Annotated in this window: 10 protein-coding genes; 4 read left to right on the top strand and 6 right to left on the bottom strand. The window is 69.7% G+C overall.

Annotated elements, in window-relative coordinates; translation table 11 throughout:
• Positions 1-96 precede the first annotated feature (96 nt).
• From cydD to hisC, 4 genes are all read right to left on the bottom strand, one after another.
• Positions 97-3,594 carry a thiol reductant ABC exporter subunit CydD gene (gene cydD / locus JIX56_RS23730; RefSeq protein ID WP_257543348.1) on the bottom strand — a complete coding sequence of 1,166 codons (3,498 nt, stop codon included), beginning with the start codon at positions 3,592-3,594 and terminating at the stop codon, positions 97-99.
• 107 nt (positions 3,595-3,701) lie between these two features.
• Entirely contained in the window at positions 3,702-4,706 is a 1,005-nt protein-coding gene (cydB, locus tag JIX56_RS23725; protein ID WP_257543347.1) for a cytochrome d ubiquinol oxidase subunit II, read from the bottom strand.
• 27 nt (positions 4,707-4,733) lie between these two features.
• Entirely contained in the window at positions 4,734-6,242 is a 1,509-nt protein-coding gene (locus tag JIX56_RS23720) for a cytochrome ubiquinol oxidase subunit I (RefSeq protein ID WP_257543346.1), read from the bottom strand.
• 220 nt (positions 6,243-6,462) lie between these two features.
• Entirely contained in the window at positions 6,463-7,542 is a 1,080-nt protein-coding gene (hisC, locus tag JIX56_RS23715) for a histidinol-phosphate transaminase (RefSeq protein WP_257543345.1), read from the bottom strand.
• Between the two features lie 413 nt (positions 7,543-7,955).
• Here hisC and JIX56_RS23710 point away from each other — a divergent pair, with 413 nt between their 5' ends.
• The 3 genes from JIX56_RS23710 to JIX56_RS23700 all read left to right on the top strand — a co-directional run bounded on the left by JIX56_RS23710 (position 7,956) and on the right by JIX56_RS23700 (position 11,422).
• The gene (locus tag JIX56_RS23710) at positions 7,956-9,068 is read left to right on the top strand and encodes a LacI family DNA-binding transcriptional regulator (protein ID WP_257543344.1); all 1,113 of its coding nucleotides are present in this window, start codon (positions 7,956-7,958) and stop codon (positions 9,066-9,068) included.
• A 200-nt stretch (positions 9,069-9,268) separates the two neighbouring features.
• Entirely contained in the window at positions 9,269-10,363 is a 1,095-nt protein-coding gene (locus JIX56_RS23705; protein ID WP_257551062.1) for a metallophosphoesterase family protein, read from the top strand.
• Positions 10,364-10,546: 183 nt separating this feature from the next.
• Positions 10,547-11,422, top strand: coding sequence for a hypothetical protein (locus tag JIX56_RS23700; protein WP_257543343.1), 876 nt, complete (start codon positions 10,547-10,549; stop codon positions 11,420-11,422).
• A 214-nt stretch (positions 11,423-11,636) separates the two neighbouring features.
• Here JIX56_RS23700 and thiC read toward each other — a convergent pair whose 3' ends face one another.
• A complete protein-coding gene (thiC, locus tag JIX56_RS23695) occupies positions 11,637-13,463 on the bottom strand; it encodes a phosphomethylpyrimidine synthase ThiC (protein ID WP_257543342.1) in 1,827 nt (608 codons plus the stop codon).
• 220 nt (positions 13,464-13,683) lie between these two features.
• Here thiC and JIX56_RS23690 point away from each other — a divergent pair, with 220 nt between their 5' ends.
• Positions 13,684-15,138, top strand: coding sequence for a YibE/F family protein (locus JIX56_RS23690; RefSeq protein ID WP_257543341.1), 1,455 nt, complete (start codon positions 13,684-13,686; stop codon positions 15,136-15,138).
• Between the two features lie 30 nt (positions 15,139-15,168).
• Here the strand turns inward: JIX56_RS23690 and JIX56_RS23685 are convergent, their stop codons facing one another.
• On the bottom strand, positions 15,169-15,606 hold the full coding sequence (locus JIX56_RS23685; protein WP_257543340.1) for an SsgA family sporulation/cell division regulator: 438 nt from the start codon (positions 15,604-15,606) through the stop codon (positions 15,169-15,171).
• Between the last annotated feature and the right edge of the window lie 53 nt (positions 15,607-15,659).

The raw sequence follows: 15,659 nt of genomic DNA, 5'->3' as shown, positions 1-15,659 counted from the left end.
TTCGGCGGGGAGGCTTGCGGACGAGAGGCGCGTCACACGGCAGCGGCCCCGGCAGCGCGGCGCTCAGTGAGGCGCCTGCCCAGTGAGGACGGCCGCTCAGACCTCCACCAGCAGCTCCCCCGCCGCTTCCCGCTCCACCATCGTCCGCAAGGGACCGTCCAGCGCGGCCAGTTCCGCGTAGGTGCCGCGCTGTGCGACGCGTCCCTCCGCCAGCACGACCACCTCGTCCACGGCGTCGAGCCCGGCCAGCCGATGGGTGATCAGCACGGTCGTCCGGCCCTCGGTCGCGGCCAGCAGATCCGCGGTGAGCGCGTCGGCGGTCGGCAGGTCCAGGTGCTCCGCGGGCTCGTCGAGGACGAGGACCGGGAAGTCGGCCAGCAGCGCACGGGCGAGGGCGAGCCGCTGACGCTGGCCGCCGGACAGCCGCGCCCCGTGCTCGCCGATCAGGGTGTCCAGCCCGTCGGGCAGTCCGTCGACCCAGTCGAGCAGCCGTGCCCGCGCGAGCGCGTCCCGAAGCTCCGCCTCGTCCGCGTCCTTCCGGGCGAGCAGCAGGTTCTCGCGCACCGAGCTGTCGAAGAGGTGCGCGTCCTGGGCACACAGTCCCACGAGCCGACGTACGTCGTCCCCGTCGAGCGCGTACGCGTCGACGCCCCCCAGCGTGTACGTTCCCTCGCGCGCGTCCAGGAACCGCAGCAGCACCTGCGCGAGCGTGGTCTTGCCCGCCCCCGAGACACCGACCACGGCGATCCTGCGCCCCTCTTCGAGGGTGAGGTCCAGCCCGGCGAGCGCGTCCCGGTCCTGCCCGGCGTACCGCGCTCCGAGCCCTTCCAGCCGCAGCGGGAACGGCGACACCGGCGCTTCGGCCGGCTCCTCCGGTTCGCGTACGGGGGCGGGGGCGTCCAGCACCTCGTACACGCGCTCCGCGCTCCTGCGCACCCGCTGGCGGAACTGGGCGGCAAGCGGCATCCCGAGCACCGCCTCGAACGCGGCCAGCGGGGTGAGTACGACGACGGCCATGGCCACCCCGCTCAGCCGCCCGTCGACGACGGCCTGGGCGCCGAACAGCGCGGTGGCGGTGACGGTGAGCCCGGAGACGAGCGCGGTGAGCCCGTCGCCGAGCGCGGTGGCGGTGGCGGCCCGGGAGGCGATCCGGGTGAGATCCCGGTCGGCCTGGCGCGTCTCGGCGGTACGGGCGGGCAGGGCACCCGCGACCGTCAACTCGGCGGTGCCGGTGAGCAGATCGGCCACGCGAGTGGCCAGCACTCCGCGGGCCGGTGCCAGCCGGTGCTCCGCCCGCCGAGCCACGGCCCCGGTCACGAGGGGCACTCCGGCCCCGGCGGCGAGCAGCCCGACGGCGAGGGCGGCGCCGGCCTCCGGCAGCAGCCAGGCGGTGAACCCGATGGAGGCGCTGGACACGGCCACCGCGGCCCCGGCGGGCAGCAGCCAGCGCACCCAGTAGTCCTGCAGGGCGTCCACATCGGCGACCAGCCGCGACAGCAGGTCGCCCCGCCGGGTTGTCCGGAGCCCGGCGGGCGCCAGCCGTTCCAGCCGCCGGTAGACCGCCACCCTCGTATCGGCCAGCATCCGCAGCACGGTGTCGTGCGACACCAGCCGCTCCGCGTACCGGAACACCGCCCGCCCGATCCCGAACGCCCGCGTCGCCGTCACCGCGACCATCAGATACAGCACCGGGGGCTGCTGCGAGGCCCGCGAGATCAACCACCCGGACGTCGCCATCAGTCCGACGGCACTGCCCAGCGCGAGGCTGCCGAGCAACAGGGCGAGGAGGAGCCGGCCCCGGCGGGGTGCGGCCATCCGGCGGACACGGGTCAGTACGCCTCCACGCTGTTCCAGCGGCAGGTCTTCCCCCTGCGACGCGGGCAGGGTTTCCACATGCACGGCACGGCGGCTCAAGGCGGCCTCCCCGTCGCGCTCGGAGGCCGGTGCCGCTGCGGGCGTCGTGACCTCCTCAAGCCGCACCACCCGGTCCGCCACCCCCAGCAGCGCCGGCCGGTGCACCACCAGCAGCACGGTCCGGCCCACCGCCAGCCGCCGTACCGCCTCCACGACCTCCGCCTCGGTCTCGCCGTCCAGCGAGGCCGTCGGCTCGTCGAGGAGCAGTACGGGCCGGTCGGCGAGGAACGCCCGGGCGAGGGCGAGCCGTTGCCGCTGTCCGGCGGAGAGACCGGCGCCGTCCTCACCGAGGACGGTCTCGGCCCCGGCGGGCAGCGCGTCCACGAACTCCAGCGCCCCCGCGTCGGTGAGCGCTCGCCGCACCGCCGCGTCATCCGCGTCCGGACGGGCCAGCCGTACGTTCTCGGCGATCGACCCGGCGTACAGGTGCGGCCGCTGCGGCACCCAGGCGATGCGCGAACGCCAGGCGGCCATGTCGAGCGAGGCGAGATCGGCTCCCCCGACCCGCACTCCGCCCGCCATGGCCTCCGTGAACCCGAGCAGGACGCTCAGCAGCGTCGACTTGCCCACACCGCTCGGCCCGACGAGGGCCACCGTCTCCCCGGAGGCGACCGTGAAGGAGACGTCCGAGACGGCGTCGTACGACCGCCCGGGGTACCGAACCGTCACCCCTTCGAAGCGGATGTCACCGGCAGGCGGTACAGCCACGGTCCCGGACGCCGGAACCGGCGTCTCCAGGACCGCGAAGATCTCCTCGGCCGCCGCGAGCCCCTCGGCGGCCGCGTGGAACTGGGCACCCACCTGCCGGACCGGCAGATACGCCTCGGGAGCGAGGACGAGGATGACCAGCCCGATGTACAGATCCATCTCGCCGTGCACGAGCCGCATGCCGATGGTGACCGCGACCAGCGCGACCGAGATCGTCGCGAGCAGTTCCAGCGCGAAGGACGACAGGAACGCGATCCGCAGCGTCCGCATGGTCGCCTGCCGGTACTCGCCGGTGATCCGCTTGATCGACTCGGCCTGCGCCTTGGCCCGGCCGAACACCTTGAGTGTCGGCAGCCCGGCGACGACGTCCAGAAAGTGCCCCGACAGCTGTGCCAGCAGCCGCCATTGACGATCCATCTGCGAGCGTGTGGCCCAGCCGATGAGCACCATGAAGACCGGGATCAGTGGCAGCGTGCCGACGATGATCGCCGCCGACACCCAGTCCTCGGTGACGATCCGCGCGAGGACCGCCACAGGTACGACGACGGCAAGGCCCAGCTGCGGCAGATAGCGCGAGAAGTAGTCGTCGAGCGCGTCGACCCCACGGGTGGCGAGGGCGACCAGCGATCCCGTGCGCTGGCCGCTCAGCCGGCCAGGGCCCAGCGCAGCGGCCCGCTCAAGCAGCCGACCCCGCAACTCTGACTTCACCGCCGCACTCGCGCGGTGCGCGGCCAGCTCGGTGAGCCAGGAGACCAGCGCCCGTCCCAGCGCGACGACAGCCAAGAGGAGCAGGGGAGTGCGGAGTTCAACGACCGGCATCCCATGTTGAAAGGCACCCACCGCCACTTCGGCGATGAGCATCGCCTGCGCGATGACGAGCGCGGCCCCGACCATGCCCAGGCCGACAACCGCCACCAGGAAGAGGCGGGTGGCGCGGGCGTACCGCAGCAGTCGCGGGTCGATCGGCTTCACGTGAAACACCCTCTCCTCAGCGGGCATGTTTCACGTGAAACATGCCTCTTCGGCCTGAGGAGGTGTGTTTCACGTGAAACATCGTCAAACACACCTCCCATCGGGACTCAGTGCGCCGATTCGGCGAGGTGCTGTGTGCCGATCCGCTTGCGGAACACCCAGTACGTCCACCCCTGGTAGAGCATCACGACCGGCGTGGCGATCGCCGCGCACCACGTCATGATCTTCAGGGTGTACGGGCTGGACGAGGCGTTGGTGACCGTGAGGCTCCACTCCTCGTTCAGCGAGGACGGCATGACGTTCGGGAAGAGCGTCAGGAAGAGCATCGCCACGGCGGCCACGATGGTGACCCCCGACAGGGCGAACGCCCAGCCCTCGCGCCCCGCTCGCACCGCCACCAGTGCCGTCACGAGCGCGGCGACCGCCACGACCGCTGCGACCAGCGACACGCCGTCGCCCTTCTCGATCTGCGTCCAGAGCAGGAACAGAAGCGCCAGTCCGGCCGTCACGGCACCGACGCGCAGCGCCAGCTTCCGCGCCCGCTCCCGGATGTCCCCGACGGTCTTGAGGCCGACGAACACCGTCCCGTGGAAGGTGAACAGCGTCAGCGTGACCAGGCCGCCCAGGAGGGCGTACGGGTTGAGCAGGTCGGCGAGGCTGCCCACGTACTCGAAGTCGCGGTCGATCTTCACTCCGCGCACGATGTTGGCGAAGGCCACGCCCCACAGGAACGCGGGGAGCAGCGAGGTCCAGAAGATCGCCGTCTCCCAGTTGCGCTGCCACCTCTCCTCGGGCCGCTTCACCCGGTACTCGAAGGCGACACCGCGGACGATCAGGCAGACCAGGATGAGCAGCAGCGGCAGATAGAAGCCCGAGAAGAGGGTGGCGTACCACTCGGGGAAGGCGGCGAAGGTCGCGCCGCCGGCCGAGAGCAGCCACACCTCGTTGCCGTCCCAGACGGGCCCGATGGTGTTGATGAGGACCCGCTTCTCCGGACGGTTCCGGGCCAGCAGCTTGGTGAGGACACCGACCCCGAAGTCGAAGCCCTCCAGGAAGAAGTAGCCGATCCACAGAACGGCGATGAGGACGAACCAGACGTCGTGAAGTTCCATGACTGTGCTCCCTTGGCCCGGTGCGGCCTAGTACGAGAAGGCCATCGGCTTGTCGGCGTCACGGGAGTCGCCGCCGATCTTCGTGGGCGGGTTGAGGTCGGCCTCCGTCAGCTCGGGCGGCCCCGCCTTGACGTACTTCACGAGCAGCTTGACCTCGACGACGGCGAGGATGGCGTACAGCGTGGTGAAGACGATCATCGAGGTGAGGATCTCGCCCTGGGAGACGCCGGGGGAGACCGCGTCCTCGGTGCGCAGCACGCCGTAGACGACCCACGGCTGACGGCCCATCTCGGTGAAGATCCAGCCCCAGGAGCTGGCGATCAGCGGGAAGCCCAACGTCAGGACGGCGATGCGCCAGTACCACTTGGTGAGGGTCGGGCCGAGGGCCTTCCTCGGCAGCAGCACGAGATGCGGCACCTCGTCGTCGCCGACCCGCAGGTGCTGCGGCAGCAGGAACCTCTTGCGAGTGAGCCAGAGTCCGGCCGCGCCAATGGCGACGGACGCCATGCCGAAGCCGATCATCCACCGGAAGCCCCAGTAGGCGACGGGGATGTTGGGCCGGTAGTCGCCGGGCCCGTACTTCTCCTGCTCGGCCTTGTTGACGTCGTTGATGCCGGGGACATACGAGTCGAAGTCGTCGTTGGCGAGGAAGGACAGCAGGCCGGGGATCTCGATGGCGACCTTGTTGTGGCCCTTGTCGACGTCGCCGTAGGCGAAGACGGAGAAGGGCGCGGGCGCCTCGCCGTCCCACAGGGCCTCCGCGGCGGCCATCTTCATGGGCTGCTGCTTGAACATGACCTTGCCGAGCAGGTCGCCGCTGATCGCGGTGAGCGTGCCGGCGATGACCACGGTGACCAGACCGAGTCGCAACGAGGTCTTCATCACCGGGATGTGCTTCTTGCGGGCCAGATGGAAGGCGGCGATGCCGACCATGAAGGCGCCGCCGGCGAGGAAGGCCGCCGAGAGGGTGTGGAAGACCTGGGTGAGGGCGGTGTTCTGGGTCAGGACGAGCCAGAAGTCGGTGAGTTCGGCCCGGCCCTTCGCCTCGTTGATCCGGTAGCCGACGGGGTGCTGCATCCAGGAGTTGGCCGCGAGGATGAAGTACGCCGACAGGATCGTGCCGATGGAGACCATCCATATACAGGCGAGGTGGATCTTCTGGGGGAGCTTGTCCCAGCCGAAGATCCACAGGCCGATGAAGGTCGACTCGAAGAAGAAGGCTATGAGCGCCTCAAAGGCGAGCGGGGCTCCGAAGACATCGCCGACGAAGCGCGAGTAGTCGGACCAGTTCATGCCGAACTGGAACTCCTGCACGATGCCGGTGACGACGCCCATCGCGATGTTGATCAGGAAGAGCTTGCCCCAGAACTTGGTGGCCTTGAGGTACTTCTCCTTCCCCGAGCGCACCCAGGCGGTCTGCAGGCCGGCAGTGAGCGCGGCGAGCGAGATCGTGAGCGGGACGAAGAGGAAGTGGTAGACGGTGGTGATGCCGAACTGCCATCGCGCCAGAGTCTCCGGCGCCAGAGCGAGGTCCACGTCTTCTCCTTACATGCCGTGGCACTGCGGCAGTTTGTCCCGCTTGTCACGTACATCACAGGGCAACCGGGACGCGCTTGTGAACGCGTTCACATTCACAAGCAATTATGGCGCATGGCCGTTCGAGGCATGAGGGTGGGGGCCCTCGCAAGCCCAAGAGTGGGACAGAACACATCAGGGGGCCCGGGGAAATTTCCCGAACCCCCTGGTCAGATGCTGTCTATAGCTCCTTGCGGAACGTCTCCGTCACCTTGAGGAAGATGTCGTTCGCCTCGGTCTCGCCGATCGTCACGCGCACGCCCTCGCCCGGGAACGGCCGCACGACGACACCGGCCTGCTCGCACACACCGGCGAAATCGACCGTGCGCTCCCCCAGCCGCAGCCACACGAAGTTCGCCTGCGTCCCCGGCACCGTCCAGCCCTGACCGCGCAGTGCCTCGACGACCCGGTTCCGCTCGCAGACCAACGAACCGACCCGGCCGAGGAGCTCGTCCTCGGCGCGCAGCGAGGCGACGGCGGCGTCCTGGGCGAGCTGGCTCACCCCGAACGGCACGGCCGTCTTGCGCAGCGCGGCCGCCACCGGTTCATGGGCGATCGCGAAGCCCACCCGGAGCCCGGCGAGACCGTACGCCTTGGAGAAGGTGCGCAGCACACAGACGTTCGGCCGCTCGCGGTAGAACTCGACGCCGTCCGGTACCTCGGTATCCCGTACGAACTCGCGGTACGCCTCGTCCAGCACCACGAGCACATCGCCGGGCACCCGGTCGAGGAACCGCTCCAGCTCGGCCCGGCGGACCGCCGTCCCCGTCGGGTTGTTCGGATTGCAGACGAAAATCAGCCGGGTCCGGTCAGTGATCGCGTCCGCCATCGCGTCCAGGTCGTGCACATCACCCGGCGTCAGCGGGACCTGCACGGACGTGGCCCCGCTGATCTGCGTGATGATCGGGTACGCCTCGAACGACCGCCAGGCGTAGATCACCTCGTCGCCGGGCCCTGAGGTCGCCTGCAGCAGCTGCTGGGCGACACCGACCGAGCCGGTGCCGGTGGCCAAGTCCGAGAGCGGCACCCCGAAGCGGTCCGACAGCTCGTTCATCAGTCCTGTACACGCCATGTCCGGGTACCGGTTGAAGGACGCGGCCGACCCGGTCACGCTCTCCAGCACGCCGGGCAGCGGCGGATAGGGGTTCTCGTTGGAGGACAGCTTGTACGCCGCCGGGCCGCCCGCCGCGGCCGGCTTGCCGGGCTTGTAGGTGGGGATCCCCTCCAGCTCGGCTCGCAGCTTGGGGCTCGTCTCGCTCACCGCAGTCCTCCTCGTCGACGCAATGCTTCTCACCTTATGAGGATTCGGCGTCCCTGCGAATGGCCTGTGGACAACCACGTCCCCGCCGGATCCACACCTCTGCCGTCCCGTCGGCCTCGCGGGCATCAGCGCACGAAGGGGTACGAACCAGGGGGGCGCGCCGTTCGCGGGCGCACGCGCCGGTGGCTCACGCCGTGGCGCGCATCACCCGTGCAGGTGAGTTGAGACCTCTTCGAAACATGAGCTACTTGGCAGGCCCATGCGCGTCGACAAGTCACGTATTGACGTTGGATCGTTCAACTCCCTTACATTGTAAGGAAATTGACCCTTACTGACCTTGCAGAAACGTGCCTGTCAACGAGTGCATATGCGTCCGCACTACCCCACCGCATGAGCCCTACTATCGGCTCGCCATGACAGCAGCAGGGAAGCACCAGGTGAGCCGCGCGGAAACACCCCGCCGAGGCAGCCGGTCGGGCCGGGCGGGCATCCGAGACGTGGCCGCCGCCGCCGGAGTCTCCATCACGACCGTTTCCGACGCCCTCAACGGCAAGGGCCGGCTCCCGGACGCCACCCGACGCCATGTACGCGAGGTCGCCGACCGACTTGGCTACCGCCCCTCGGCGGCGGCCCGAACCCTCAGAACCGGCAAGTCCGGCCTCATCGGCCTGACCGTGACCACGTACGGGGATGAACCTTTCACCTTCACCGAGTTCGCGTACTTCGCGGAAATGGCGCGGGCCGCCACCTCGGCCGCGCTGGCCCGGGGCTACGCCCTGGTCATCCTCCCCGCGACCTCGCGACACGACGTGTGGTCGAACGTCGCCCTCGACGGCACCGTGGTCATCGACCCCTCCGACCACGATCCGGTCGTCAGCGAACTGGTCCGCCAGGGATTACCGGTGGTCTCCGACGGCCGACCGGCCGGCTCGCTCCCGGTCACCGCGTGGGTCGACAACGACCACGAGGCCGCGGTCCTCGGCATCCTCGACCACCTGGCCGACGCGGGTGCCCGCCGGATCGGACTCCTCACGGGCACGACGACGGACACGTACACGCATCTCTCCACCACCGCATACCTGCGCTGGTGCGAGCGCGTGGGCCAGGATCCGGTCTACGAGGCCTATCCCGCGCACGATCCGTGCGCGGGGGCCGTCGCCGCCGACCGGCTGCTGGCCCGGCCGGACCGCCCCGACGCGGTCTACGGCCTCTTCGACCCGAACGGCACTGATCTGCTGGCCGCCGCACGGCGGTACGGTCTCCGCGTCCCCGACGACCTGCTGCTCGTCTGCTGCAGCGAGTCCACCGTGTACGCGACCACCGAGCCGCCGATCACGACGCTCTCGTTGAAGCCGCGCCGCATCGGCACGGCGGTGGTCCAGCTCCTCATCGACGCCATCGAAGGTGTCGAATCGGACCAACCGGTCGAGCAGGTGATACCGACAGAGCTGATCGTGCGGACCTCGTCCGAGCGGCGCCCGCCGCGTACGACGGTCAGCCCGCCACGATCACCTGAGGCGGGTTGACGCCCCAACTGAGGATCCGAATGGGAGTTGGGCGGGGAGAGCCCCGCCCAATTCGGGAGAAAACCGCGGTGAACTGGGGTCCTGCGCCATTTCACCACCCCTGGGTCATCACATGGCGCGATCCGCATTCCTATGATGGGCGGACGACACCGCGGGCCGCTGCGACCAGGCAGCCCGATGCGGTGCAGACGCGGGCGATGGTGGTGGAGGGGTCGATGACTCAGGGGGCCGGTCAGGGACCCGAGGTGCGGACGCCGACGGTGCGCGATTTCCGCGTGCCCGCGTACGTCCACGAGGCCGGTCCGTACGGACACACCGCCCACCCCGGCGAGACCTCCAGGCCCGCCGACGAGCCGGAGGGCTACCCCGAGGGGTACACCCCGACCCAGCGGGACCTGCCGGTGATCAACCGGGGTGACACGGTTCAGGTCGTGATCGACCCGGAAGCCGTGGCGGCCGAGCAGTCCTCCGCCGGGCCGAGTCCGCTCTTCGTCGTCGGGGATGTTCACGGCTACCTCGACGAGCTGCTCGCCGCGCTCCGCGAGAAGGGCCTCGTCGACGCCGCGGGCAACTGGGCGGCGGGCACCGCCCGGCTCTGGTTCCTCGGCGACTTCACCGACCGCGGCCCGGACGGCATCGGTGTCATCGACCTCGTGATGCGCCTGTCCGCCGAGGCGGCCGCGGCCGGCGGTTACTGCAAGGCCCTCATGGGCAACCACGAGCTGCTGCTGCTCGGTGCCAAACGGTTCGGCGACACTCCCGTCAACTCCGGCGCGGGCACCGCCACCTTCCAGGCCGCCTGGCTCCTCAACGGCGGCCAGAAGACCGACATGGACCGCCTCCAGGACCACCACCTCCAGTGGATGGCCCGCCTCGACGCCATGGAGGAGGTCGACGGCCACCTCCTGGTGCACTCCGACACCACCGCGTACCGCGACTACGGCGACTCCATCGAGGCGGTCAACGACACCGTCCGCGAGACGATCACACGCAACGACCCGGACGAGGTCTGGGACCTCTTCCGTAAGTTCACCCGGCGCTTCTCCTTCCGCGACGAGGGCGGCGCCGACGCCGTGCGCTCCCTGCTGGAGACCTACGGCGGCACCCGCATCGTCCATGGCCACAGCCCCATCCCGTACCTCCTGGGCGAGGTCGGCTCGGAGGACGGCGAGGACAACACGGGCCCTTCGGTCGACGGCCCGTACACCTATGCGGACGGTCTGGCCGTCGCCATGGACGGCGGAGTGACCATGGCCGGAAAGCTGCTGGTCCAGGAACTTCCGCTGCGTACCTGAGCCTTCACCGGGCAGGCGTTCCCCGTCGGAAGAGTTCGCTGGCCAGGGGCCAATTTCTTCAAACCCCCTGTCACCGCCCGCCGTCACCGCTCTACCATCGGCTTATCCGTAGCAGGCTCCCCTCCGTTTCTGCCCGACGGCTCGTCAGCATGCCGAGCCACAAGCCCTACGGAGCATCGGGGGATGCACATGAACAGCGTTCCGCAGCACTTGCTCAGTGAGGACCGCCAGGAGTACGAGCGGATCCTCGGCGAGGTGCTGCGCTCCGCACCACACCGCCCGGAATTCGCCGCTGGTCTCCAGCGGCTCAACCTCGAACAACTGCGCACCATGGCCCTCGACGCCACGGCGATCATCACGACCGCCGCGGCGACCGAATACCGGTACTACGTCAAGGTCCGCGACGAATTCCGCAGCCCGTCGTCGCCCACCACGCCCGCCCCTGAGGGGACGGCGTCCGGCACCGGTGAGCCGGACGGCACCGCCGTGGGATTCGCGGCCACCGTGGGCGAGGTCACCGAGGCGGCCGGCGCGGGCGCCGGTGCCATAGCCGCGGTGCTCGCGCCCGTCCTCGCCGGAACCGCCGCGGTGCTGTTCCTGCTCTTGGGGTACGTCATGAAGGCGCTCGACCCCGAGCGGGCGATCGCCGAGACCCTCCTCACCACGGGGTGGGTCTTCGGCGCGGTCACAGCGGCGGCGATCCTGGTGGCCGCGGTCGGCCTTCTGCTCACCGCCCTGCGCAACAACGCCACCGCCCTCCTGAACGACGGAGCGCGCAGCGAGCTGAGCGACGAGGTGTCCCGGGCCAGGGAGGCCTGGCGCGAGGCCCTTCTGGAGCGCGGCATCCTGCCGTTCCTCCGTGATGCCCTCGCGAACCCGGGCCCGGCGGCGCTGGGCGACCCGGTCCGGCCGGCCCCGCCCAGCCGCATGCCGCACCTCGGCTACGGCCGACCGAGCTTCACCAGCCCGGACAGCGGCGGCGCCGGCTCCCGCCCCAGCTACACCAGCCCGGACTTCAGCAGCCCGGACTTCGGCGGCCCGGAGCACCAGCCCGAGTAACGCCCGGGATCCGGCCGCCGCCCCGGAAGCCACCGGGCTTCGGCGGCCGCCCGGCGCGGCTCCGGCCGACGGCCGGAGTCGTCACACCCGCACCGCAGACCGCGGCGGCGGACTCTCCCGGCAACCGGCCGGAAGAGCGCCGCTCGTCGCACGGGCATCATGCGGCCATGACCTGACCACGTCCGCCGTGCGTCACCCTCCGCGCCGGTGCGCCTCAGTCCGCCATCGGCAGATAGACCCGGTTCCCCGCCTCCGCGAACTCCTTGGACTTCTGGGCCATGCCCGCCTCGATCTCGTCCCGGGAACCGCCGTGTTCACGGCGGATGTCCTGGGAGATCTTCATCGAGCAGAACTTCGGGCCGCACATGGAGCAGAAGTGGGCCGTCTTGGCCGGCTCGGCCGGGAGCGTCTCGTCGTGGAACTCACGGGCCGTGTCGGGGTCGAGGGCCAGGTTGAACTGGTCCTCCCAGCGGAACTCGAAGCGGGCGTCCGACAACGCGTCGTCCCACTCCTGTGCGCCCGGGTGTCCCTTGGCGATGTCCGCCGCATGGGCCGCGATCTTGTAGGTGATGACGCCGGTCTTCACGTCGTCACGATTGGGCAGTCCCAAGTGCTCCTTGGGCGTGACGTAGCAGAGCATCGCAGTGCCCCACCACGCGATCATCGCGGCACCGATGCCTGAGGTGATGTGGTCGTACGCCGGCGCGACGTCCGTGGTCAGCGGGCCGAGCGTATAGAACGGGGCCTCATCGCAGATCTCCTGCTGCAGGTCGATGTTCTCCTTGATCTTGTGCATCGGGACATGTCCCGGGCCCTCGATCATGGTCTGAACATGGAAACGCTTCGCGATCCGGTTGAGTTCCCCGAGCGTGCGCAACTCCGCGAACTGTGCCTCGTCGTTGGCGTCCGCGATGGAGCCGGGCCTCAGACCGTCGCCGAGCGAGTACGTGACGTCGTAGGCGGCGAGGATCTCGCACAGTTCCTCGAAGTTCTCGTAGAGGAACGACTCCTTGTGGTGCGCCAAGCACCAGGCCGCCATGATCGAGCCACCGCGCGAGACGATGCCGGTCTTGCGGTTGGCGGTCAGCGGGACGTAGGCGAGGCGCACGCCCGCGTGGACCGTCATGTAGTCCACGCCCTGCTCGGCCTGCTCGATGACTGTGTCCTTGTAGATCTCCCAGGTCAGTTCCTCGGCCTTGCCGTCGACCTTCTCCAGCGCCTGGTAGAGCGGCACCGTGCCGATGGGGACGGGGGAGTTCCGGAGCACCCATTCGCGGGTGGTGTGGATGTTCCGGCCGGTGGACAGGTCCATGACCGTGTCGGCGCCCCAGCGGGTCGCCCAGGTCATCTTCTCGACCTCCTCCTCGATGGAGGAAGTGACCGCGGAGTTGCCGATGTTGGCATTGACCTTCACCAGGAACCGCTTGCCGATGATCATCGGCTCGATCTCCGGATGGTTCACGTTCGCGGGCAGCACGGCCCTGCCGGCGGCGATCTCCTCGCGGACGACCTCCGGCGCGACGTTCTCCCGTACGGCCACGAACTCCATCTCGGGGGTGATCTCCCCGCGCCGCGCGTACGCGAGCTGGGTCACCGCCCGACCGTCACGGCTGCGGCGCGGCTGGCGCGGCCGCCCCGGGAACACCGCGTCGAGGTTGCGCAGTCCGCCGCGCGGCGAGGTGTGCTTGATCCCGTCGTCCTCGGGGCGGACGGGGCGGCCCGCGTACTCCTCGGTGTCTCCCCTGGTGATGATCCAGTTCTCTCGGAGAGGGAGGAGTCCCCTCCTGACATCGGTCTCCGCGGTCGGATCGGTGTACGGGCCGGAGGTGTCGTACAGGGTGACGGACTGCCCGTTGGTGAGGTGCACCTGGCGGACCGGCACCCGCAGATCGGGGCGCGAGCCCTCGACGTACGCCTTGTGCCAGCCGATGGACTGCCCGGCCTCCAGAGGCTGTTCGCCCTGGTTCCTTTCGCCCTCGGACACGGCGGATGCCGCGTCCGTCTGGTTGGAGGCAGGCGTGCGTGTGTCCTCGATGGTCATGAGACCTACTCCCTACGCCGGCATTACCCGGTAACAGGTTCAGCGGTCGACGCAGCGATTTCCGCCCGGCGATGTTCCACGTGAAACATCGCGTCTGCGGAGGTCAGCGCCCTCTCAGCCCGGTGCTCCGAGCTCCCGCGTGTGCAAAGGTGCCCCCACGCTAGCGGCAGATGTGGCGCGGTGAACAGTGGGCATCGCTCGTTCTTGCGATGATCGGTCGGTGACCACGACGCAGCAGCCCCCGCCTCCGCCCCCCGAACCGCCCCATGGCCATGGCCCCGGAAACGGCCGTGGCCATGGTTCCGACGGTGGCCATGGATACGGTTCCGGGGGCGGCCACGGCCCCGGTGACGGACATGGCCAAGGCCCGCCCTCCGGGGGCGGCCACTCCCACAGTCACAGCCACGGACCCGCCGCGCCCGTTTCGAAGCACCTGCGCAAGGTCATCGCGGCGGTGCTGATCCCCTTCGCGACCGCGGTCGTCGTGGGCCTCGTCGTGCTGTGGCCCGGCGGCGCACCGGCGCACGAGCGCACCGGGGTGGGCTTCGACCGGCAGACGCAGCAGGCCACCGTCACCAAGGTCGAGGAGGTCGACTGCTCATCGGTGAACGCCTCGGGCGTCCCTCCGACCGGCGACACATCCACCGCCGAGGGCTCGTCCGCCCAGCAGCAGGCGAACGGCACCTGCAAGAAGGCCACGATCCGGGTCGACACCGGCAAGGACAAGGGCCGTACGTTCACGGAGATCGTTCAGCCGGACCAGTCACGGCAGTTGGAGCAGGGTCAGGAGGTCGTGGTCGCCTACGAGCCCGCCGCGCCCAAGGACCTGCAGTACTCGGTCGCCGATGTGAACCGGAAACTCCCGATGGCGCTACTCGCCGGGATCTTCGCCCTCGTCGTCGTGGTGGTGGGCCGACTGCGCGGTGTCATGGCCCTGGTGGCGCTGGCCATCAGCTTCCTGGTGCTGACCCTCTTCATCCTGCCGGCCATCCTGCAGGGCTCGAACCCGCTGGTCGTGGCGGTGGTCGGGGCGAGCGCCATCATGCTGATCGCGCTCTACATGTGCCACGGTCTGTCGGCCCGTACATCGGTCGCGGTGCTCGGCACGCTGATCTCGCTGCTGCTGATCGGCCTGCTGGGCTCGCTGTTCATCGACTGGGCCTATCTGACCGGCAACACGGACGACAACACCGGCCTGATCCACGGGCTGTATCCGACGATCGACATGAGCGGTCTGCTGCTCGCGGGCGTCATCATCGGTTCGCTCGGTGTCCTCGACGACGTGACGGTCACCCAGACGTCGGCGGTCTGGGAGCTGCACGAGGCCAATCCGTCGATGGGCTGGCGCGGGCTGTACCGCGCGGGCATCCGGATCGGCCGGGACCACATCGCGTCGGTGGTCAACACCCTCGTCCTCGCCTACGCCGGTGCCGCGCTGCCCCTGCTGCTCCTCTTCTCGATCGCGCAGAGCAGTGTCGGCACGGTCGCCAACAGCGAACTGGTCGCCGAGGAGATCGTGCGCACGCTCGTCGGCTCGATCGGCCTGGTGGCCTCCGTCCCGGTGACCACCGCACTGGCCGCCCTCGTCGTCTCGGCCGACCGCCCCAGCGCCCCGGAAGCGGCGGCCGTGCCCGCTCCGGCACGAGGCGGGAAGGGCCGCCGCCGCAAGCGCTGAAGCGTTACGGCACCCCGGCGCCGTAACGGTTCAGCCCGCGCTCTGTTCCTCCGCCAGGATGCGGTCCAGCGCCTCGTCGAGCAGGGTGTCGAAGTCGGCGAGGGAACGCTCCTGCCCCAGCGGCACAAGCTTGTCCGTGCGGTCCAGGAAGGCCACCAGCGGCGCCGTGCCGACCCGGAACAGCGCCTGATCAGTGCCCACCTGAAGCCGGATCAGCACCTCGCCGAACGTCTCCGGATCGGCGGGCGCGATATGGACGTCCCCGTCCCCGCACGGCCGCCCCACACCGTCGATGAGCAGCTCCCGCCCGAAGGCCCAGGTCACGGGAGCGTCGCCGGGCAGGTGAAAGGTCAACCGCACGGCGTAGGGATCACAGGTCTCATAACGCAGCTCCACCGGGATGCGGAAGGAGAGCTCCTCCGAGACGAGGAAGCTCATCATGACCTCTGCCTGTACCGACTCGCGCATCGCCTACCCCGCCGTGTTCGTCGACTGGCCAGGAATCATCCGCCTGACACCCC

Source organism: Streptomyces sp. CA-210063 (genome assembly GCF_024612015.1).
GTDB lineage: Bacteria > Actinomycetota > Actinomycetes > Streptomycetales > Streptomycetaceae > Streptomyces.
Note: the sequence above shows the minus strand (reverse complement) of the source record. Positions and strands in the feature narration are given on the sequence as shown.